Origin of the sequence: Dermabacter sp. (assembly GCF_032550575.1) — a bacterium.
Classification (GTDB): domain Bacteria; phylum Actinomycetota; class Actinomycetes; order Actinomycetales; family Dermabacteraceae; genus Dermabacter; species Dermabacter hominis.
The window spans coordinates 123,033-146,465 of record NZ_JAWFZC010000006.1; the positions used below are offsets into that span (position 1 = coordinate 123,033).

Here is a 23,433-nt window from a genome sequence, read left to right on the forward strand (position 1 = left end):
GAAAGATGAGCTCATGACTTCCCGTTCTTCTCGCGCCCTCACGCGGCGCCACTTTGCGGCCCTCGGCGCCGGCGCACTCGGCGCCCTGGCCTGTGCCCCCGCTGCCCTCGCGGCCCCCGCACGGCCCCTCCCGCTCGATCCGACCGACGGCGCGACCGACGGTGCCGACGATCCGGCTCTCAAGCAGAAGGTGAGCGATGACGAGAAGATTGTCGAGGGCGAGAAGGTCGTGATCGATGCGCATCACGTCGATCTCGGCCCGCGCCTCATCGACGGTGAGTGGATTTTCGCCGCGCGCGACGACACGGGGGAAACCCCCACGTGGCGCATGGTCGAGGACATCGTTTTCCAGGTGCATGACCAGGGCATTCTTCCCGTTCCGGAGGATGAAGCGTATTCGTTCATCAAGGCCGATCCGGGCTCCGAGGTGTACGTCGTTCCGCAGACCGAGGTCTCGGGCGTCGTGTGGCTCGGCTGGAACACGCAGGACCCGGCGGTTGTGAAGGCGTGCCCGCGCGGCGTGACGCTGCGCTTCACCAACGTTTCAGGCCCGGGGCATTTCAGCCTCTTCCTCCAGCCGGGCAACTTCGCGCCGCCGCAGCAGCTCGCCGATGGCGACACGCTCGAGCAGACCCCCGCCGACGTGTTCGTGGACATCAACACGCACACGCACGCGAACTGGGTGTTCACGAAGCCCGGCGTGTATCTCCTCGCCGTGGAGGCGATGGCCGAGGGCGAGGATGGCACGAAGTACTCCGCTGGCGGCACCCTGCGTTTCGCGGTCGGCGATGCGACCGCACCGGATGAAGCGATGCAGGCGACGCCCGCGTGGGCCAACGACGGTGCACCGGCCGCGGGAAGTGCGAGCGATGGCGGGTCCGACGCTTCCTCGGCTCCCGGCGCCGCGAAGGATGACGCGAAGGCTAAGCCCTCGAAGGGCGCTGCCGATGACGGCGCGAGCGAAAAGACGAGCTCGAACTCTCTTCCGTGGATCGTGGGCGGCGGCGCTGCCGTGGTTGCTGCTGCGGGCGGCGGAGCCTACGCGCTCAACAAAAAGAAGAATGAGCGCGCGCGAGCCGAAGCCGAAAGCGAAGCCGCAGGCACCGGCTCCTCGGCCGCGAACCAGCCGGGCGAAGGTGGCAGGAAGTGACCTCCGCCCTCAGCGCACACCCGCGTGAGGCGGCTGGCGCGACCGCGGCGGGCCACACCGATGCCGCGCTTCCGCTGTCGTGCTCGCAGCTACGTGTGAATCTCGGTGGGCGCACGGTCCTTGACGACATCAGCCTCGATATCGAGGCGGGAAGCGTCACGGTGCTGCTCGGGCCGAATGGCGCCGGTAAAACCACCCTCGTGAAGAGCCTTCTCGGGGTTCTCCCCCTCGCTTCGGGAACCGTCGACGCGCGCGGGGAACGTGCGTACGTTCCGCAGCGCAGCGAAATGGAGTGGGATTTCCCCGCGACCGCGCACGACGTGGTCATGCTCGGGCTTATTCGCAAGCTCAGCCGCTGGCGCTCCCCCGGCAAAGAGCACTACAAGGCCGTCGCGCACGCCCTTTCAAAGGTCCGCATGGACGCAATGAAGGATCGCCCGATCGGTGAGATGTCGGGCGGTCAGCGGCAACGCGTCATGATCGCTCGCGCACTGGTGCTCGAGCCCGCCGTTCTTTTGCTCGACGAGCCGTTCACGGGGCTCGACATGCCCTCGCAGGAACTCCTGAGCGACCTGTTCGTCTCGCTCGCGCGCGAGGGCTGCGCCGTGGTCATGTCGACGCACGACCTTACGCATGCGCTGCACGTCGCCGATCGCGTGGTGCTGCTCAATCGCCGAGTGATCGCGGATGCCCCGCCGAGCGAACTGCGCGACCCCGAGCCGTGGCGGGAGACCTTCCGCGTTTCCGAGCACTCACCTCTTCTTACGCACGTCGCCTCCGCGGTCGACGCCGAATCGAAAGACCATTGATGCTGACTCCTCTCGACTTCCTCACCGACCTCACGAACCCGCAGCTGACGTTCCTGCCGAAAGCTCTCGTCGTGTCGATGCTCGCGGCGCTCGTGTGCGCCGTTGTGGGCACGCACGTGGTGCTGCGCGGCATGACGTTCATTGGGGACGCCGTCGCGCACGCGGTGTTTCCCGGCATCGCGGTCGCGTTCGTGCTTCAGGGCTCGTTCCTCGTGGGAGGCATCGTCGCGGGTGTCATCACGGCAATTCTCATCGCGGTGTTCGGGAACCACCACCGGTTGCGAAGCGACGCCGTGATCGGCGTGTTCTTCGTGGCGGCATTTGCGCTCGGCATCGTCGTGATGAGCCGCGCTCCCGGCTATGGTGGCTCGCTTTCGAGCTTCCTGTTTGGTGCAATCACGGGCATTGAGGATTCGGCGCTCGTGACCTCGGCTGTGTTCACCGCGATTGTGCTTGCCCTGCTCGTGATCCTGCACCGCGACCTCGTCGTGGTGGGCATGGATCGCGGCTACGCGGCGGCGCTTGGCCTCCCCGTGATGCTCCTCGACATCGCGCTGTCGGTTCTCGTCACCCTCGCGGTCGTCATGAGCATCCACACGATCGGCAACATCCTCGTGCTCGCCCTTCTCGTGACTCCCGCGGCCTCGGCGCGCATGCTCACGGATCGAATCGTCCCGATGATGGCGTGCGCTGCAGGTATTGGCATGGGCAGTGCCCTGCTCGGCGTGTACTTCTCGTGGTCGCTCGATCTTCCCACGGGCGGCACGATCGTGCTCGTCGCGACTGCGATCTTCGTGCTGTCGTGGGCGCTGAGCCCCCGCCACGGCGTACTACGCAACAAGCGCCGGGGCGAGCTCGATAACGGGGCCGAGGGAACGGAGCTCGAGGCGACCGTCTAGGAGACTAACTCCAACGTTTGCGGCGCAACTCGAAGCCATTACGCCCCAAACGTAGGGTTTAGATTCCTAGGTTGGTGAGGGGGGCCGCAGGGGCCATCCAGAGCGGCAGGCCGAACGGACCACGGCTTCGGCGACCCACCATCCCGCACCGGCTCCGGCCTCGCACCCGAACCGGCACACCCCGGCGCACCACGGCTTCGGCACTCCGCCCCTTCCCTTCCCTCCTCTTCCCTTCCCGCCCCTTCCCATCCCTTCCCTTCCCTTTCCCGGTCTAGGAAACTAACCCCAACGTTTGCGGCGCTATTCGACCTCATTCCGCCGCAAACGTTGGGTTGAGTTTTAGCTACCGGCGACAGCTATCCCGCCGACGGCCACGGGTGGTTCTCTGGCCCGATATATCTCGGCTTCTGCGGCTCCCTTCGCCTTTGCGTGCTTCGGCCGCAACGATTCCTCGCGAATTGCCGCCTAGCCCTCTTAGGGAGGCGGCATCGCCGTCTTTCGGTCATGGGTATACGAATGTGGCGGGGGCTCGGGATTTCTCCCGCTCCCCCGCCACATGTGTGCGAGTCAGGGATGAAGCTCTAGAGCCTCATCGCCTCGGTGCTCACTTCTGCGAGTTCGACCTGCGGCGCCATGCCACTGCGCCTACGCCGCCGAGCACGAGCAGTGCGGCAAGGCCGGCAGTCGCGGCAATCTCGGCACCGGTACGCGGCAGAGGAATAGCCGGCTTCGACGGATTGCTCGGGTTAGCCGGATTCTCGGGCTTACCGGGCTCTTCGGGCTGACCGGGCTGCGTCGGATCTGCAGGCTTACCCGGATCCGTCGGATCCTCAGGATTACCCGGCTCCTCAGGCTTACCCGGATCCGTCGGATCCTCAGGCTTACCCGGCTCCTCGGGATTGCCCGGCTCCTCAGGCTGACCCGGCTCCTCAGGCTTACCCGGTTCCTCAGGCTGACCCGGCTCCTCGGGCTCACCAGGCTGCTCAGGCTGACCCGGCTCCTCGGGCTCACCAGGCTGCTCAGGCTCACCAGGCTGCTCAGGCTGACCCGGCTCCTCAGGCTGACCCGGCTCCTCAGGCTGACCCGGCTCCTCGGGATTACCCGGCTCCTCCGGCTTACCCGGATTCGTCGGATCCTCGGGGTTGCCAGGTTCCTCCGGAGTCGGCTTGTCGCAGTTGCACTTGGAGCCCACGCGGATCTTGCGCGGTTGCGGATCCTTAAGAACCTTCTCGGATACTTCCGGATCGCCTACTGGCTTACCGTTTTCGAGCTTCCACGTCTTGGTGATTTCCTTCTCGCCGAAGGAACCAGCCTGGTCCTCAACCACCTTGCCGACTTCGAGGTTCGGATCGTACTCAATGATGGTGTCGTAGGGGGTCTTCTCAGTGTGCTTATCGGTGAGCTCGGTCTGGTTCGTGGCCGGACCAACCTCGACGATCTGCTTGACCGGGTCGCTGATCTTCTCGGAGGTGTCCTCCTTGGTGATCTCACCGTTTTCGGCGTTGACCTTGACGGTGTGCTTGACCTCGCCCTGCTTGCCTTCCTGGACAACCTTGGTCTCGCCTGGCTGTAGGTCAGGGTTGACGCGTACCTCGACTTCGAACGGAGTCTTTTCCGTCCACTCGATGGTTGTGGAGGCGGGCGTGCCCTTGGTGCCAATCTTGATGATCTTCTTGACCGGCTCGGTCACACGCTCGGTTTCAGCCTTCGTATCCACAACCTTCGAGTTCTCGATGGTCAGGGTCGTGGTGACCTTGTCCTTACCGAGCTGGCCTTCCTGAACAGTTTCCTGCTTTCCGGCTTCCATCGTGTCGTCGAAGATGATCTCGGTTTCGAACGGCACATCCTTTTCATACGCAGTCGTGTGAGTGCCTTCAGTCTTGGTACCCACGCGGATGATCTGCTTGACCGGTTCCTTCGTGCGCTCAGTCGTCACTTCCGGGTCACCCGAAGGCTTGCCATCCACGATCTTCTGAGTCGACGTCACAACCTCGGTACCGGTCTCACCTTGCTGGTCGACCTTCTGCTCACCCTCCTTGAGGGTGTTGTCGAAGACGATCTCAGTCTCGAACGGAACCGGCTTCTCAACCTTGGTCACCACTTCGGTGTCCTCAGCTGCTGGGCCGTACTCGATGATTTCGTCGACCGGGTCCTTGGTCTGCTTCTCTTCAGGGGTGACAGTTGCCTGGTCGCCCTTGGCAGTGAAGTCAGCAGTGTAGGTCTTCTCGCCAGGGACGCCCTTCTGGACGACCTTGATCTCGCCCGGCTTCAGCTCCGGGTTCGGGCGGGTAATAACCTCGAACGGAACCTGGGCAGTCCAGGTGACCTGCTTGGAGGCCTCGGACGGCTTAGTGCCGACCTTAATGACCTGATCAACAGGCTGCTTGGTGATTTCTTCGGTGATCTGCGGTTCGCCCGGCTTGGAGTTGGTGATATCGCGCGTGATCGTCACCGTCTTCTCACCAGGCTTACCTTCGGTCACAACCTCAGACGTACCGGCAGGCATGTTCGGGTCAAACTCGACCTTCACGCCGAATGGAACCTCGGACTTAACGGTCTCAGTCGTAGTACCGGTCGTCTTGGTGCCGACGCGGATGATCTGCTCGGTCGGTTCCTTAGTGCGCTCAGTCGTCACTTCCGGGTCGCCGGAAGGCTTGCCGTCCACGATCTTCTGAGTCGAGGTCTCAACCTCGGTACCAACTTCACCCTTCTGGTCAACTACCTGCTTGCCTGCCTCGAGGGTGTCGTCAAAGACAACCTTGGTCTCGAACGGAATCGGCTTCTCGGTCTTGGTCACCAGCTCGCTCGGAGCAACGCCCGGGCCGTACTCGACGATCCGCTTGACAGGCTCCTTGGTGGTTTCTTCCTCAGCAACCTGTGCTTCGGAGCCCTTGGCCGTGAACTTAGCAGTGTAGGTCTTCTCGCCGTTCTCACCTTCCTGAACAACCCGGGTTTCACCAGGCTTCAGTTCCGGGTTCTCGCGAACCTCAGTCGGGTACGGGATCGGAACCGTCCACGTCACATCCTTGGCAGCCTCGGCAGGCTTTGTGCCGACGATAACTACCTCGTTTACCGGATTCTTGGTCCGCTCCCAGCTGCCGTCCTTGTTCTGCTTTTCCGAGCCCGGCTCGCCCTTGGTCTCGACCTTGTACTCGCCGGCGGGGATGGAGTCGTCGTACTTGTATACGACGTCGAACGGCACCTCGCGGGTGGGGACGTCAATAACGTTCACCACTGCGTAAGCGGTATCGGTAGAGCCGTCCTCGTAGGTGACGGTAACCGGAATCTTGACCTGATCACCTGGCTTTGCATCCGCAGGTGCGGTTGCAGTGATCTGGCCATTGTTGTCAATGGTGGCCGTCCAACCCGCCGGGAGGTTACCCAGCTTGTAAGGATTGTCCTTGGCGACGTTGATGTTGTCCGGTTTGTTGAGCTCCAGCGGCAGCTTTGCGGACTCGCCCGGGTACACCGTCTGTACCGGGTAGGAGGGCTCCGCTTCCCAGTTGTTAGATAGCTTCACCACGGTGGTGACGGGAACCACCGGAGTCGATCCATCCGGGGCCTCGACGGTTACGGTGACAGTCTTCTTGTCGCCCGGCTTGGCATCTGCCGGCGGGGTGGAGGTGACGACACCGGTGTTCGGGTCGACCTTGTACTTCCAGCCGTCAACTTCCTGCTCGGTGATCGGCTGGTCGTTCTCGTCCTTACCGAACGAGAACTTCGAACCCTTCGGTGCGTCCTGGACGTGGTGCTCCACGGCCTGGTTCGGGCCGGTGGACTGCACGTCGTACACCGGAGCGACGTCGCTCTTCAGGACGACGACGGTGCCCTTGACCTCTTGCGGCTTGTCAGCGTTGTCGTAGTAGGCCAGAACCGGGACGTTCAGGATGTAGCCCTCAGGCGCGGTCCGCGGAATCGTCGTGGTGATCTCACCAGTGTTCTCATCAATCTTGACGGTCCACGTACCGCTGTCATCGGTGACCGTCATCTGGGTCTTACCGTCCGGGAAGGTGTAACGCTTCGGAGCCTCGTCGGTCGTATTACCGCTCAAGCCACGCTCCGGGAGCTCTGGCTTGAGCGAGACCTTCGCAGTCGGCTTATTGGTGACCGTGTCGTAGGTCGGGATCTTGATATCGACGATCGCCTGGAACTGAGTCTCGATCTCGTCCGTGGTCTGGTCAGGGTAGGTTGCCTTGACCTTCGGCGTGATGATCGTGCCCGGTGCAACGGTGTCATCCGCCTTAGCAGTGACCTTGCCGGTCTCATCAACGGTCACGGTCCAGCCCTCAGGCACAGTGGATTCGTCGATCTCGAACTTCGCCGGGTGAACCGGCTTATAGCCCTTCATGATGGACTTGGTGCCCACCTGGGCGGTGAGGTCGTCACCGATGTGGCCCTTCGTCAGGCTCGGACGCACGAGGTCGGTGACCTGGGTGTTGTTCGGGTCAACAACCACGAGGAGTTCAAGCTTGTCAGTGGAGCCGTTCGAGTACTCCACCGTAATCACAGGGCGCGCGAAGGTGCCTGGACGCGGGTTCTCTGGAGCGGTGACGGTGACGTTGTAGTCCTCGTCCATCTCGACGGTCCAGCCCTCGTAGACGTACTTCTCGTCCAGGGTGACCTTGGCTTCGAAACCGCCGTCGCCCTTCTTCTTCGCCAGGTCCTTGATCAGATCAGGAGTCTGGGTGAAGGTGACCTTCTGCGGTTCGGTAGCAATCGGACCGGTAGCGCTATCGACGCCGGAGATGATCGTGGCGTCGGTCTTGTCGTACTTCGGGGAGTGGTACTCGGTGTCGTCCAGGGAGAACGCCTTGGAGTCGATGACGTTCGCCTTGTTGTAGCGCGTCAGTGAGTTGGAGCTGTCGAAGACATGAGGGGTGCCAAACTCATTGTTGTTCTCACCAGCAGCCTTGAGCTCGTCTACGCTGCGCGGCTTTGCCAGAACGGAGAAGTTCACGTTCTTATCAGTCGCCAGGTCGGTACCGCGGTACTCGGGCCAGGTGAAGTAGATGTCGCCGGTGGTTTCGTCGATGCGCAGGTTTTTGGTGCCGCCGGAGGCCGCTGGGTCGGTGGTGCCGATGAACTGGCCGTTACCGTCGTAGGCTTCCACGACCATACGGGACATGGAGTCATCCGTGCCCTGACCGGTCACAGCCGGGATGTTGATCTTACCGACCTTAGTTTCTGCACCTGCAACGATGACGTGCTTCTCAAAGTTCTCCCACGACACCGTGATCGGGTTACATTCGATGTTCTCACTCGGCCACGGGTTCACGACGGCCGTAAAGGATGCGGACTCTCCCCGGGTGGCCCTAGCCGTTGGGTTGGGATTTTCCTGCTTGTAGTCGCCCTGCCAGGCATAACGTACCGGTTTCGCGGCAGTGGCTTCAGCGAACTGCTTGACTTTCGCATCGGTCAGTTCCGCGTTGAGGTTCAGGTTTCGCTGTTGCCTAGAGCCATCAATCACGAGGACTTCGTCGGCCTTGTGTGTGACTACCTTGCCGCCAAAGGTCTGACCGGCATCCGTGGCAGGAATTTGAGCCGTGTCGAGGTAGTTGCCCATCAAGCCTGAATTGGTAAAACTCCAATCAGCGAACGTGCGATCCTTTGAGTTATCAAAGGCGACTCTCAAGCCCCAGGCTTTCTTGTTGGGGCTGCTCGCGCTCGGCTCAGAGGTGTACCAGCTGAAACCAGCTTGGCTACCCTCCGGAGTGCTTTCCGAGACAACACACGAACCAGCCGGCAGGTCGGAGGCCTTCTGGGCGTCCTTCTCCACCGCGCCGGACTTGTCGCGGATGCCACCAGTGAAGCTTTCAGCTGCGGAAGCTTCGGAAACGAAGGGGCTGTGCGGAACCACTCCGAGAGTGCCCGCAGCGAGAGCGAGCGCGGTGAGCGCCGAGAGGCCCAAGCGCGGTAAGCGCTTACGCCCCCATGTTTCGTGGGAAGAAATCATGCCTTTGTCCTTAGGTCAGGGATTTCACTGAATACCGATTGGACGAGAGCGGAGAACTGGAGTCTCTTCTCGTATGCCACCGCCCAAGTCAGGGACGACGAAAGCGGACAGTAATACTCAACGGTACTTCCGTACCTTAGCGCGTCTAGCACGTGCGCGCTAGAGGCACGTCAAGTGTTGGGTGCACTTCAAATCGATCGTTATGAAACTGTGACCTCGACGTTTACTGAGTGCAGCCAGGTGAGGTACTAACGCAACTCGTTCTCACACCCACGGTTGCGACTCGGGCTGCAAACGTCCACCGCAAATAGGGCTCGCCCTACGCAGTAAAGCCGCGGATGCTCCTCGACTCGCGCGTGAGCGGGTGGTTGCTCTCGCCCGCGGCGAACTGGGTGAGATAGCGGCGCAGGTCCGCTCCGGCACTGTCGATCTCCTCCCACGTCGCCCCTTCGAAGGGGAGCGCGCTGCGCCATGAATCCTCGCGCGAAAAGAGGAGCGCGATGTCCATGACGTGCGGAGAACCGAATGGATTTCCGGGAACGCTCCACGGCACAACGGCGCGGTGCGAGATGCCACCCGCTGCCGCCCACTCATGCGCGAGAAAATCGATGCCTTTCGTGAACACCGCTCGGCTCGAGTACTCAACGAACGCCCAGTAGGCACGCTCCCCCACGCGCGGCAACCCGCGCAAGAATCGCGCAAACGGCATTGAATGCGCGAAAAAGCTCGCCTCGGTTCCCACGGAGCTGATAAGCAACGGAATTTTCGGCGCAATCGCGTGCCATGCCGCAACGACCTCGCTCTCGGGCGGGAGCGGATCGTGGCCGTACTGCACGCCGAACGGCATCGAGCCGGCGAAGCCAAACCGCGAAGAGGCCGCCTCGATCGCCTTCTGCGCGGCGAGAAGCTCCTCGATCGGCGACTCCTTTTCCACTCGCTGCTCGAGCACTTTCGCGCCAAGGGCGTTCATGCGGCTTCGCCCCTCGCGGATCCCGAGCGGCGGGCTCAGCGCGATCGCGCGGTCGAAGAGCAACTCCTCACTGCCACCCTTAAGAACTGCGTGCCCCATCGCAGCGGCGTGATGGAGGATGGCGTCGGCCCCCGCCGACTCCCCAAGAGCGGTCACTCGCGCGGGATCCCCACCAAACGCGGCAATGTTGCGCCGCACCCAGCGAAACGCCTCCGCCTGATCAAGCAAGCCGAGGTTCGCGGGGCCGAGCGCGGAGCCGAGGAAGCCGAGCACCCCGAGGCGATACGAAACGGTCACGACGATCACGCGGCGCTCAACTATCCAGCGCGCGGGATCGGTGAACGACGAATCTCCCGCACCCGCGACATACGAGCCTCCATGGATCCACACGATCACGGGAAGCTTCTCACCCTCGCGAAGGTCGCCGGGAATGGTGATCGAGAGGTGTTGGCAGTCCTCGCTCACGCCAAGATCCCGCAGCTCGGGGCCGAAAAGCGGCGGCTCCTCCACGGTGTTTTGCGGCGCCGACGGACTCCACTCTCGCGCTTCGAACGATCCCAGTTCGTTGACGGGAACCGGCTTGTCGAAACGTTCGGCCCGGGCATACGGAATGCCCGTCGCGCGAATCACCTCGCCGTCGCGCCACCCGGTGATGCGCCCGGCCGGCGCGTCAACCACAATGCTCTGCTCTCGTGAAAAACGCTCGGAAGTCACGACACCATCGTACGAACGCCCTTCGGCGTCCTCGAGACTTGCCTGGGGATCTCAGCCGGTGATCCCGAACCTCTCGAGCAGCTTCTTTGCCTCAGCGCCGCCCGCGTTCTGCAGGGCGAGCAGCTCAGCGTAGATACCGCCGGAAGCGGCAAGATCGGCGGGCGTGCCGATCTCGTCGATGCGACCATCGCGCAGCGTGATGATCCGGTCAACACCCGCGATCGTCGAGAGGCGGTGCGCGATGATGATCGACGTGCGGTTCTCCATGAGCGCATCGAGGCCCGCCTGGACCTGCCGCTCGGCTTTCGTGTCGAGCGCGGAGGTTGCCTCGTCGAGAACGAGGATCGGGGCGTCCTTGAGCATCGCGCGCGCAACGGCGATGCGCTGGCGCTGCCCGCCCGAGAGTTTGAGGCCGCGCTCCCCAATCAGGGTGTCGTAGCCGTCGTTGAACCGCTCGATGAACTGGCTCGCGTTCGCGCGGCGAGCCGCTTCGCGCACCTCTTCGTCGGTCGCGTTGGGGCGGCCGTAGGCGATATTTTCGCGGATCGTGCCGCTAAACAGCGCCGCGTCCTGGAACACGACGCCCACACGCGAGCGCACCACGTCGATCGGCAGATCGTTCACGTTGTGGCCGCGGAGGCGCACCTCGCCCGTGCGCGTGCGGTACAGGCCGAGGATCAGGTTCACGATCGTGGATTTGCCGCCGCCGGACTCGCCGACGAGCGCGACCTTCTCCCCCGAGTCCACGTGGAAGCTCATGTCGTGCAGGACGTCGTGGTTTTCTTCGTAGGCGAAGTTCACGTGGTCGAAAACGATGCGCGGGGCACCCTCCACCGCCTCCGGGAACGATCGTCCGTCGGCAAGCGTCGGCCATACCTCGACCTTCGTGTCCATGACCGCGAAATAGTCTTTCGACCCGGCAACCGCGCGCTGCGACGTGTCCACGACCCAGCTCATGTTCTCGATCGGGTTGCGCACGAGGTTCATGAGCTGGATGAGGATGACCATGTCACCGACCGAGAAATCGCCCTGAACCGTGCGGATGAAGATGATGAGGTACAGCACCGCGAACGCGAGATTAAGGGCCGCGAGACGGTAGACATCCATCTTGTGCCAGTGGACCGACTGCTCCTTTGTGATCGCGTCGGTGCTGTTGAAGCGCTTCGTGAACGAGGCAAGTTCGCTCTTTTCTCGCACGAAGCTCTTGACGACGCGGATCTGGCCCACGACCTCCGCAAAGCGGCCCGAGGCAATGTCGATCTGCTCGTTCTTCTCGCCTTCGAGTCGCTGCCACTTGACGCTCGTGAGGGAGGTCAGCCACAGGTACAGCGGGAACATGATGAACAGGATGAGGGCGAGCGGCCACCAGTACCACGCGCTGATCGCGAGCACGGCGATCGCGGTGATGATCATCGAGATGAAGGCGTTTGAGGCGATCTTCGCGAACGTTCCAATTTCCGCGATTGAGCGGTTCAGGCGCGAAACAATCGTTCCCGTGAGTTCTTCGTCGTACCAGCGCTGCGGGAGGTTGAGCAGCTTGTCGTAGTAGCGAACGGAGAGCATCGCACGGAGGCGGTTGCCCATGACGTCACCGAAGTACCCGCCGATGTTCTGAATGAGAGCACTCGCCATGAACGCGACGAAAATCCACACGGCCGTCATGATGATGTCGTGCAGGGCTTCGTCGCGAGTGAGCGTCCCCGCCACGGCCGCGGTCGCGGTGTCGGTTGCCGAGCCGATGAGGAACGGAATGATGAGGGTCATCGCGGTCGTCAGGAGCGCCGACACGACGATCACAAGGTAGAGCGGCCACAGCTCGCTCGTAAACCGGAAAATTCTCGAAAGTGCCTTCACCCTTCCAGGGTAGGCGAGGTCCGACGGTTGCCGAGCGCACGTCGTTTCCGCAGTGTGAGGAACTGCTCCCACTTTCAATAATGGAGTGGGGCGCCGGCTCGCGATAACTGCGACGCCGGCGCCCCTGAGCTCTCGATCGGGAGCTCTTTGGTTACTTCATGCTCGCCTTACGCGAGCGTGCAAGAAGCACGCTGCCAAGGCCGAGGAACATGAGGCTTGCGATCGCTCCGCCGAGCTCGACGCCCGTGCGTGGGAGGGGCGCATGGCCGCTCGCCGCTGGAGCGGTAGCTCGCGCGGGGCGTGATGCCGTACCGGAATCGGCGCTTGCCATCCCGGGATCCTCCTTCGCGGGTGGCTCCGCCTGGCCGGCTGGCCCTTCAGCGGCACCGTCCTCATCGGTACCTGCCACTTCATCGGGGCCCTCGGCTCCTGCCGCCGGGTCCTCATCGGTACCCGCCGCTTCATCGGAGTCCTCGGCTCCTCCCGCCGGATCTGCCTCGCTGGGGGCGGGCTCGGCCGGGGCCACGCCGGAGTCCGACGGTTCCTCCTCAGGGGCCGGCTTCGCCGGAGCACTCGCACCCTCGACCGTGATGCACTGAGAGTGGCTGCGCCCGTTGACCGTCACGACGAGTTCGGCTTCGCCGGGGCGGATTGCGGTGACCTCGCCGGTCAGGGGGTTCACGCGGATCACGGCGCTGTCGTCGGCAACCTCGGCCGCCTCGGAACCGTCGTCCACGAGAACTCCCCTACCCGAGTACTGAGCGGTGACGGGCCACGCAACGGGAACCGTGCGGCCATCCTGCGTGAACACGGCGCTGAAGTCGGCACTCTCGCCCTCGGCGAGGACCTTGGGGAGCGTGAGCGTGAGGTCATCGACCCACGGCTTGGTTTCGGCCGCGAGCCACGCGACGCGATCCGCGGTCGTCGGGTTCGAGCCGACCTTGCCTGCGCCCGGGTTGATGCCAAGCATCGTCCACCCGGTGAAGCCGCCCGTCTCGGGCGTGCCTGCGGGGTTCTTGCCCGAGTTTCCGTTGACGAGGTAGGTGACGCCTTCGACTGCCGAGCCGTGGAACACGCCTACGTGGCCGTTGACGACCGCGGCTGACTTCCCGGAACGGTCGCGGAATTCGCCGAGCACACGCTCGAGTTCGCGCGCCTCGCGCTGATCGGCGAGCTGGCTCGACTTCGAGGGAAGCGGATCGCTCGGCGGGTGGTGGAAGAAGACGACGATGCCCGTGAGAGCATCCGACTGCTCGACCTCCGCGAGGGCCTCCTCGAGCTTCTCGATCTGGTCGATGCCGCCCGAGCGGAGCGAGCCGCCCGCAGTGTTGAGCGTAAGGAGCTTCGTGCGGCCGAGGTTGCGATCCAGCTGCGTCGCGCCGAAGGCCTTCTCAAAGTTTTCGATCTTGCCGCCCATGATTTCGTGGTTGCCCGGAACATACATGTACGGGATCGACGGGTCCCACTCCTCCTCGAGGATCGTCTTTGCGAGGTCGAAGTCCTCGGGAGTCGCCTCGTCAACGAAGTCGCCGTTGATCACGAGGAGATCGGGCTTTGCCGCCTTGATCTCACGGAGGGTACGGCGCGCGCCCTCGACCGAGGGGGACTTCGGATCGCGCGCCACGAACTGCGCATCGCTCATAACGGCCACGCGCTGCGGGCGATCCGCCACCGAACCGACCGTGAGCAACGCCGGGTCGTGGATGGCCTTCCCGGCCTCAGCTTCGACCGCCGTTGTCGTCGTGGCGGTCAGGTTCGCGATCGTCACGTCGCCCTTGTACTTAGCACCGGGGCGGGTCTCCATGAGGCGCACGGCGTTGACCGTAAGCGGCTGCGCGAGGCCCTCCGGCACGTTGAAAACGACCTTCGACCAGCCATCGAAAGTGATGTTGTCGCCATTGATGTTCGTCTTCGTACCCTTCGCATCGATGACCTCGAGGCGTGGCCACACGCCATTGCTATCGCCCTTGACATCCGCGCTGAACGAGATGGCATTGCCCTCGAGCGTCACGGGTTCGTTCGCGATGAGGTAGTAGCCGCGGGTCGCGGTTTCCCGCGTGAAATCGAACTGCATGCGGACTGCGGGATCCTCGCCGTTCTCGCCCTTCGCGGGTTCGAGCGAGCCTGCGGCGCGTGCGTTGCCGTCCTTGAAGGCACCGAGATCGGTGAAGTCAAAGACCTGCTCTTCCTTGGTCCCGTAACTCACGGGGATCGTCGTCTCAACCTCTCCCACGCTGAACGTCACGGTGCCGGCTTCGGCATCGCCGGTTCCGGCGATCGTCCACGTGCCGAGTCCGTCATCGGTCACGGTGAAGCCCTTGCTCGCCTCGACCTTGACGTCCTGGGTTTCGATGCGGGCGCGGTGACCGTCGGAATCGATACCCGTGAGGGTGACGTTGCGGGTCGAATCGGGATCCGGGAGGCTCAGGGTGCGGGCGCTCGGGCGGATCGCGAGGAGGTCGCCGAGGACGCGCATCGTGACCGAATCCATGTGCACGCCGGTCTCGTAGGTGATGGTCGCCTCGCCCGGCTCAACACCTTCAACGATCGCCGTGCCCTGGTCGATCTTCTCGACGGTCGCCGCACCTTCAGCGGTGTACTCACCGTCAACGGCAAGCGGGGCGAGGTTCTTGCCCAGGCCTTCGCCTTCAAGCGTGCGGTGAAGGCCCGGGAACACAGCATTCTCGTTCTCGAGCACAACCGAGAGCTGAGCATCCGAGATCTCATCCTTCGGGGCGCTCGAGTAGAACACGAGAGCGTCGCTCACCGAGCGCACGTCACCGTCGGAAGGCGTATTCCACACCGCGGGACCGTCATCGCCCGCGGCGCGCGCGATCATCGCGGAGGAGCCGCCACCGTCGAGGTTCACGGCGTTGTACGCGCCGAGGTCCTTGAAGAGCTGGCCGAGCTCAGGGAGGGTCATGCCGTGGGAGTTGGCACTGCGGCCATCGAGCACGATCGCGTACACCTTCGAGCCGTCCTTGCTCACGCCGATCGCGGTGCGTGGGTGGCTCGTCTTCACGAGCGAATCATCGTTCATGGCCATGACCTCACCGTTCGTAAGGATCTGATCGCTGCCCTGAACGCCCATGTCGACGTCTTGGTCGGGGCCGATCGCGACGTCGACCTTGTCGCCAACCTTGAGCGCCGCGACCTTGTCGGCACCCTCTTCGCGGCCAAGGAGGAGTTGCGCGCCCTCGGGGATCTCCTGCTCCCCCACACCCTTCTCGACGATGCCGCTCGCCTTGACGACCTTGCCGTCCTGGACGAGGGCGTAAGCGGCGTGAGCGCTCACCTTGTCGGGTCCGCCGATGGGACGATCGAGAGTGTAAGAGCCCCAACGGGAGTTATATACGCCAACCTTGCCCTCGGGGAGGCTCGGGTCATTAAGGGTTGCAAGGTCAATCGCGGAGCCATCGCCGAGCGTGGCCTTGCCCGAGGTCGTAAGGGCCTGCACGACGGCCTTGCCACCCACGATCGTGAAGGCGGGGCGGTGACTATCCGAACCCACGACCGACTCCCCGTTCGAGACCGAGCTGTACACGGGCGCGTCGCTGAAGTTGATGTCGAAGAACGCCGAGTTGATCGCGGCAACCGCCTGATCGCCACGCTCGCCCGAGGTCATGAGTTCGCCGAGCGGAGAGCGGCTTGCGACCTTGCCGTTGTCAACAACGTCCATCGAGAGGGTCTGCTCGGTGAGATCGGCCGTCAGGACACTGCCCTCGTTCCAGCCCGCGCTCTCGAGCCGCGAGAAGGTCGTGAGGTCGAGGCCCGGCGCGACGCGGCGCGTCTGCGAATCCGCAAACACGCCACCCTTTGCAACGTCATCTTCGCTTGGCGCGGCCTGGGCCGTGGCCGGCGCGAGAACGGAGGGGGAATCGGCGGGGAGGGCAAAGCTACCGGGAACGGCGATGGCGAGGGCCGCGGCAATGGCGAGGGCGCGAAGGCCACCGCGCGTGCGGCGAGAGCGCGAAGCGCCGGCAGTGGCAGCCTCGCCCGGGGCGGGGATACGGGGCATGATCTCTATCCTGAACTCGAGAAACAGTGTCAAGCTCAGGCTAGAAATCGAGTCCTAACGGCGTCTTGCCAAGCGGTGAATTTCAGGCTGCGCCAGCGGCAACACCGGAGTTCACGGATCGTTCACCGTGGCTCTGCCAGCGCAGCTTCAACGATGAGAATGGTGGCTATTTCTCGCGCTTCAGGGGAACTGGTGCGAATTCGCGGCGAGACATCTATATTCCAGCCCAACCCAACAACCTACCCCCACGAGGGTTTCGCAATCGGCACGACCAAGAACGGCGCGGGCGCACTCAGCAAGCATCGAAGGCGAGGATTGCGAAGCAAGCGGCGACGCAATGAATCATCACTACGGGCTGGTCAAACACTCGTACTGGGCCCGTCAGAATCGGCACCATGGAATCATTTGGTCTCGTCTTAGAGACCCCAACATTTAGATAAGCAGCACTGCGGCCATTCCAATGATGCCTCTAACCAAACTGAAGGGAGTTCACCTGCGCTCCTCTAGACCCAATTTAAGCAGCGGTTCCAGCGAATACCCCTCAAGATACAGGACTCGTTTCGAATCGAAGTGGCTCCAAAATAGCGCAGAGTACACTAGAGGGTATTTAGCCTTATCGTCGGCATAACGCCGCGCAATTTCGCTGCCGTCGCGCCCCGTAAACCATTTTCCGATCCGCCCTCTATGCGCTTCCGCTTCAGAGGATGACCAGTAACCCTCGGGATTGACGTATAGAGCAGCACCTTCGCGCATATTTTTGAGAATGCATTTCCGGCTCAACTCATCGGCCTTCAGATAGTACAGATGACCATCCAAGCCCTTTAAAAGCGTGCCGAGATTATCCTCACAAATTTCCAAGAAATCCATCGTCGAATATTTGGCGAGTCCCGCTTCAGTTCGTGCACCATTTGGCAACGTTTGTGACACAGCCACCTCCTTCAAAAGCTACTATATGCGGTAGCAGTTTCACATTGGCCCATCTTTCCTGTTTCCACCATAAACTGCGTCGTCTATTTTCCGGTTCCACAGCACGTATCTACGCACCCTCCCCGGCGCGTCTACAGCTTCCTTCTTGGTGGTTTTGTCGCCTTCTTGAATGCGCGCCACCTCTGGTGGCGTCACGTCAGATTACGGCCTGATCTGTGGTCGTGCTTGTCCACAGACCTGCCTTTTACGCTGGAACTGTTGGGCTTGCCTGAACCTGCTGCGCCTCTCTTAGTCGACATACCTGAACTACGCTGTCCCGATCCCGTTGCAGATGCGCGACCGTCCATCCCTATCGTACTTCGAGTACCTCACGTTGCATCGCTCCGGCACACTACCGTGCTTGTAGATCCGCAGCGATCTGTTAGGTCGAATATTGAAACAACGTCCGTGGGGTAGTTGTATGCCGTGGAGCTTCCGCCGGGGACGGGGTCTGTGGAGGTAAAGGTCCCTGTCGCCTGGTTGTAGAGGCGCACGCCCATGAGGGTGAGACCCGCGGTAGCATCACTCGTCGCGCGTCCTTTCGCACCAAGCCACCCACACCCAACCGGACCTGAAACCGTACGCGCCTCGGAGGCTTCCACGGGCTCGTCATACTCCTTCCATCCAGCCCAACAAATGATCGTCTCCGCAGGAGTATCCGTGGCAAAAGCTCGGCATCACCATCAAAAAAGCAACGCCGGCAGACAGTAGAGTAGGCGAGCAGAACAACCTCGCCGTGGCGTTGGGCGACCTACACAGCTAACACCCACACCCGGCAGAGGCAACCAACCAAGCTCGCGCCCAGCAAGCATCGGCCCGCCAGGCCGAGAATGCGAGGGCTGCGACGTGATCCGCTGCAGCCGAGACTCGAATTGCTTACTTTGCCGCATCTAGATTGCCTAAATCCATATTTTGGATACTGAAGTGGAATTTACTACCGAGACCCTGTTTCAGTTTTGACGTGATAAACGGATCCACCATGCCGCAAGTGACACTACCCTAACGCTTCCACGATTCTCTGCGCTGCGCGACTTACAGCATTAGCATCTAGCGGGTCACGGCTAGCATCATATATTACCTGTTCTACCTGCTCACTACTGATACCCTCTTGAACGTTATTGCAAGAGTATCTGTAAATAGCATTCGCCTCGGTAGAGTAGACAGACGACGAACTTTGCAGAATAAATTCGGGGAGGTCTGCTGGATTTTCTTCGGTCAAAATTTGCATTATTATCTTTCGCACCTTACGGAAGGTTAATCTATTGCTCTCAGCCCACATAAGTGCTCCTAATTCTTACTCAGCCACCAGGACATTAGCGGGAGCCTACCCCTCATCGACATTCCAGCACCCCGTACCCCGATGGGATGCGCTCCCCAGCGACTATTGGCACCGGCCACACAATCGCACTTTTATGCGCCGCACATCTCAAAGTCTGGTCCACCCGAGCAGAAGTAGCTCAAACACTATTGCCGCGACCAGAGAGATCACCGTCAGGACTATCGAACGAGTGCACACTGATGTCACAAGCGATGTACCTAAAGCGACACTCAGGCTCTTCACAAGGGCTAACCATATACCACCTTGTGAAAATTTCTTGTCCTCTTTCAAAAGGAACTCGTACCCGGTATACGCCAACAAAATACTGGCCACTACCGTTACCGCGATTGAGACGGGTGTTAACCCGTCGGGAAGTGTGCGAAGAGTCACATAAGTAGCAGAATCTATCAAAATAAGGAATCCATGAAATTTACTGCCTTCTCCGGACTCTTCTGTGGGCTCCAAGTCTTCGTCTTTTGGCTCACTAGCCATTTTGCCTGACACCTCCGTGCGCCTACTATTCATGGCTAACCGGGAAGCCTTCCAGAGATCCTTCCCGTTGAGCTTGTGTGCAGAGCCTTTAAGTAAACCCATGAAGTCCTCCAATAGAGGATGGAATATTTCGCCCTATACTGAAGAAATGAGTATCCGCGGTACCAGTACTTCATGACACCACCTTTTCCGCACTCTTTATACTCGGTCCATATCCAGAAACTCTTCTTTTGTAGTTGGTCGATGCCAATCCCCGAGGGTGCAACCCGTTGTGCCCATTTTGGCAACTTCTTCCATAATCCAGTTTTTTGAAGTATTTTTTTGGGACCTAAAGTCTGCCCGAAGATGAGCGCAGAGAGCCATATTTCTTTTGCATTGTGCCATTTTCCAGTGGTTTGCCGGCGCGTTTTGGATACCTGTGGCCGCGAGTTTCCCTTTTTTCGTTTACAGGCTTCCTTTCCTGACTGGTCGCACATATTGATGGGGTCGGTGGGATAGTTGTATGCCGTGGAGTTGCCGCCGGGGACGGGGTCTGTGGAGGTAAAGGTCCCTGTCGCCTGGTTGTAGAGGCGCACGCCCATGAGGGTGAGACCCGCGGTAGCATCACTCGCCGCGCGTCCTTTCGCACCAAGCCACCCACACCCAACCGGGCCCGCAACCGTACTCGCCTGGCCGGAATCCGCGAGCTCGCCGTACTCCTCGTACCCAGCCCAACCAGCGATCGTCTCCGCAGGGGTGCCCGTGACCGCGGTCGCGGAAATGGGAACGGTCGTGGCAATATCGCCATAAGTACTCGACAAAGCCAATTCTGCCGCACCGTCGGTCTTGATATAGGCTCCGATATCCCCACTAATCGACCCCGCAAACCGGGTCGTCTCCACAAGCCCGTTCGGCTGTGTCACATCCACCCAAGCCGGGTTGTCACTATCATCGGCGTAATGTCGCGTCGTCGTAGTTGTCCCCGCCGGTGTAACCGTGGTTTGGCGCCCAAACACGTCATACACATACCCGCCCGACGGACGATCAGCAGTGTCATAGATAAGTGTTTGTGTCTTCCCCGTCGTGGCGGTCCCGGCCAGCGGGCCGTCCGCGTGGATTCTTTCACTCAGCCCAGCACGAGCACCCTTCGCAGTGAACGTGTACTCACGCACCACATACGGCGACACTGTCGCATCCCCCACCGGCAGGCCAGTCAGATCCTCAACCTTCGCGAGATCACCTGCCTTGTCGTAGGTGTAACGATGATCGAAATCAAGCGGGCTCGCATCAAGCACCTCCGTCACATCCACATCCGGCGCCAGCCCCGCCGTCGTCGCTATCGCAGACGCACACAACGATAGATCCATGACCCCGCTCGCTACAGGAGCTCCGAAACTTTCAACAGCACCCACCCAACAACTTCAAAGAAAACTGTCCCATATAAAAGCTTTCTGTCAAGAGAAGTCTTGTCGCTAGCTCGGTCGACCCAATGCGCTTTACAATGTACGAATTTGGCGAACAACCCAAGCTCCTTGGGGGCATTGAACATGTCGACAACAGTATCAGCAACAAATAGTGCGAGCGAGATACAAACCGTGACGAGCGTCAAGAATTCAACACATTCACCCAATTTAGCGGGTCACTCTCCACAGCGCGAACGACTGGAGTCTAACAATACCCGCAGTCTTAAATGCCCCCCGGTGCGCATACCCTCTGCGGTATCTGCTTCCTACTCTTCCCAAGCGGGCTCTCGCTGTAGTACCGAAACTACAAGTCCTTCGTGCGCGACTGGTCCTAGGCCGACATGAGCGGCTCAGACGGTGCCGTGCGGTAATTCTCGACCGCGCCTTTCCCACTAACGATTTGCCCCCTCCGCTTCTAACTTGGCGACTCCCAACCAACGCACTCGCGCTAAATATCTATCATAAAGAACATTTCTTACCGCACACGCCACTACGAAATTTCCACCTTTTTCAACGCTTCCGCTAATCTCAAAATGCAGTTCGCTTTAAGGCAAACTCGCCGCTCTACCTGCATGAAAGGCTACAACACCCGTGTAACAACTTTTGATATTAACAGAAAGACTAGAGTCGCACAATAGAGGTGGGAAATAATGCATCTACTTCCGGAATCTCCACATATCTGCCATCCAAGAAATCCAGAATAAGAAAGTTGTATGATGGGAAGAACCTGCGCTTGCGCTGACCAATGAGGTACTCGCCTTTGGTGCACATTTCTGCAATCGCGAGAATGTCCTCCACTACCTCAATAAACATCTCCTCGCTCCAAGGCGACGGCACCGGATAAACAAGACCAAACTCAAGAAACGAGAGCCGGAAAAGGTTTTCGTTGTACCTCACCGAGAATTGCGGTCCATATTCGTTGTCCACGTTCCAGACAACGAACTCGCCGTTTACTGACGCATTAACTCCGAGCGACGAACTTAAGCGCTTCGTAGCAGGCTCAATGATTGAGCGCACCAGGTCCGACAATCCACTTAGCCCTTCTTTCGAAAATTCCACGTCTCCACTTCCTTGCCTGTACGATGGTTTCGCCAACCGCCCCATTTGCGTTCAAAGTGGAAAGAGCCACGGTTGCGCAATTTCTTCTTTGCGGAGGTTGAGAGACGCTTGTAGTGCTTTAACGACGGTCCACCCGATATACGCCACGGCGCACCCTTGGAGGTGCGACCAACTCTCAACAGATTATTCCCATTCCGCACAAACTTTGTGAAAGAGAAAAAGCCAAGAGCCCCGCCTCCTACTACGGAACTAGCCAATCCCCATTTTGAAAATGACTTTCGTCCATAGTGCTTCGACAGATATCCAGCGCCGGCAGCCACTCCTCCGACGATAGCGCCGCAAACAACACTAACTCCGCATGCAAACATACCCCCGATCGCGAGTACGGTTGCGCCACCCCCTACTACTTTCCTCCAATTGCGCTTCCACCAGCCTTTTTTGCCGTCGAGGTCGTGCTGGTTGATGGGGTCTGTGGGGTAGTTGTATGTCGTGGAGTTGCCGCCGGGGACGGGGTCTGTGGAGGTGAAGTTTCCTGTCGCCTGGTTATACAAGCGTACGCCCATGAGGGTGAGACCGGCGGTGGCGTCGGTTGTTGAGCGTTCTTTCGCGCCTAGCCACCCATACCCAATCGGACCCCCAACCGTGCCTGCTTGCGTGGGGTCAATGGCCTCGCCGTATTCCTTGTACCCAGCCCAACCAGCGATCGCCTCCGCAGGAGTATCCGCGGTCGCGGTCGCGGAGATTGGCACAGTGGTGACGATGTCACCGTGAATATTCGGCAACGTCAACTCCGCGACACCGTCGGTCTTGATGGTCGCGCCGAGATCCCCACTAATCGACCCCGTAAACCGGGTCGTCTCCACGGCACCGTTCGGCTCCTTCACGTCCACCCATGCCGGATTGTCACTATCATCGGCGTAATGCCGCGTCGTCGTAGTTGACCCCGCCGGTGTAACCGTGGTTTGGACGAGCCTGCGAGCAGAGACATCGAGCGTGAACGTTGTGGTGGTGTCGCCTTGGGTGATCTTTTGCGGCAAATCACTATCGAAATACGCGAGGCTAATATTCCCCTCACTGGGGTTCGGAGCATGTGCTGCCGGGAGCGTGGTCTGGCGGCCGAAAAGGTCATACACATACCCGCCCGTCGGGCGATCAGCAGTGTCATAGGTAAGGGTCTGTGTCTTGCCTGTGGTTGCTGCACCGGTCGGGGTGCCGTCAGCACGGATTGTTTCTTTCACCCCAGCACGAGCACCCTTCGCAGTGAACGTGTACTCACGCACCACATACGGCGACACTGTCGCCTCCCCTACCGGCAGGCCAGTCAAATCCTCAACCTTCGCAAGATTGCCTGCCTTGTCGTAGGTGTAACGATGATCGAAATCAAGCGGGCTCGCATCAAGCACCTCCGTCACATCCACATCCGGCGCCAGCCCCGCCGTCGTAGCGATAGCGGTCGAGAATGTCGAGGAGTCTGTGCGAACACGACCCGACACGTCATTAGTCTGCGACCAGGAGAACCACACGCCAGGCGCAGCAACTCCGGTCTCAGGGTCCGTGACCCGGCCGGTGTAGGTGAGGCCGGTTTCTTCGCCTGCTTCGTTGAGTTCGTGGGTGACGGTGATGCCGCCGGGAAGTGTCTCGGTGGTCATCGCACCCGCGGCGTCATACGCCGCAGCATACGTCAGAGGTGATGGGGTTACCCGCAAATCGTGGACACGTAGTGGAGCTACCTAGTGGTTAGGCAGCTATTTCTTTTCTGCTAGTGATTAGACCAATTTGGTTCTCAAAG

Annotated in this window: 11 protein-coding genes; 3 read left to right on the forward strand and 8 right to left on the reverse strand. The window is 60.8% G+C overall.

Annotated elements, in window-relative coordinates; translation table 11 throughout:
* The first annotated feature begins 13 nt into the window (after positions 1-13).
* The 3 genes from E6X30_RS08400 to E6X30_RS08410 are packed head-to-tail and all read left to right on the forward strand — an operon-like array spanning position 14 to position 2,858.
* A complete protein-coding gene (locus E6X30_RS08400; RefSeq protein WP_051120603.1) occupies positions 14-1,150 on the forward strand; it encodes a choice-of-anchor M domain-containing protein in 1,137 nt (378 codons plus the stop codon).
* On the forward strand, positions 1,147-1,959 hold the full coding sequence (locus tag E6X30_RS08405; RefSeq protein WP_016663469.1) for an anchored repeat-type ABC transporter ATP-binding subunit: 813 nt from the start codon (positions 1,147-1,149) through the stop codon (positions 1,957-1,959). The genes E6X30_RS08400 and E6X30_RS08405 overlap by 4 nt, the downstream gene beginning before the upstream one ends.
* Positions 1,959-2,858, forward strand: a complete 900-nt coding sequence (locus E6X30_RS08410; protein ID WP_016663470.1) for an anchored repeat-type ABC transporter permease subunit — start codon at positions 1,959-1,961, stop codon at positions 2,856-2,858. Before E6X30_RS08405 ends, E6X30_RS08410 begins: the two co-directional genes overlap by 1 nt.
* Before the next feature lie 604 nt (positions 2,859-3,462).
* Here the strand turns inward: E6X30_RS08410 and E6X30_RS08415 are convergent.
* The 8 genes from E6X30_RS08415 to E6X30_RS08450 form a co-directional block, all read right to left on the reverse strand.
* Positions 3,463-8,811, reverse strand: coding sequence for a G5 domain-containing protein (locus E6X30_RS08415; protein ID WP_316336012.1), 5,349 nt, complete (start codon positions 8,809-8,811; stop codon positions 3,463-3,465).
* Positions 8,812-9,130: 319 nt separating this feature from the next.
* Positions 9,131-10,495 carry a carboxylesterase family protein gene (locus tag E6X30_RS08420; RefSeq protein ID WP_316336013.1) on the reverse strand — a complete coding sequence of 455 codons (1,365 nt, stop codon included), beginning with the start codon at positions 10,493-10,495 and terminating at the stop codon, positions 9,131-9,133.
* Positions 10,496-10,546: 51 nt separating this feature from the next.
* Positions 10,547-12,349 (reverse strand): ABC transporter ATP-binding protein, encoded by a 1,803-nt coding sequence (locus E6X30_RS08425; protein WP_101687265.1) that lies wholly within the window; start codon positions 12,347-12,349, stop codon positions 10,547-10,549.
* Between the two features lie 151 nt (positions 12,350-12,500).
* Positions 12,501-16,367: a phosphodiester glycosidase family protein gene (locus E6X30_RS08430; protein WP_316336014.1), complete on the reverse strand. Its 3,867-nt coding sequence runs from the start codon at positions 16,365-16,367 to the stop codon at positions 12,501-12,503.
* Positions 16,368-16,856: 489 nt separating this feature from the next.
* Entirely contained in the window at positions 16,857-17,294 is a 438-nt protein-coding gene (locus E6X30_RS08435; RefSeq protein ID WP_016663475.1) for a hypothetical protein, read from the reverse strand.
* 1,884 nt (positions 17,295-19,178) lie between these two features.
* A complete protein-coding gene (locus E6X30_RS08440; protein ID WP_016663478.1) occupies positions 19,179-20,489 on the reverse strand; it encodes an RHS repeat-associated core domain-containing protein in 1,311 nt (436 codons plus the stop codon).
* Between the two features lie 717 nt (positions 20,490-21,206).
* On the reverse strand, positions 21,207-21,644 hold the full coding sequence (locus tag E6X30_RS08445) for a hypothetical protein (protein WP_016663479.1): 438 nt from the start codon (positions 21,642-21,644) through the stop codon (positions 21,207-21,209).
* The gene (locus E6X30_RS08450) at positions 21,620-23,293 is read right to left on the reverse strand and encodes an RHS repeat-associated core domain-containing protein (protein ID WP_316336015.1); all 1,674 of its coding nucleotides are present in this window, start codon (positions 23,291-23,293) and stop codon (positions 21,620-21,622) included. Before E6X30_RS08450 ends, E6X30_RS08445 begins: the two co-directional genes overlap by 25 nt.
* Positions 23,294-23,433: the final 140 nt, after the last annotated feature.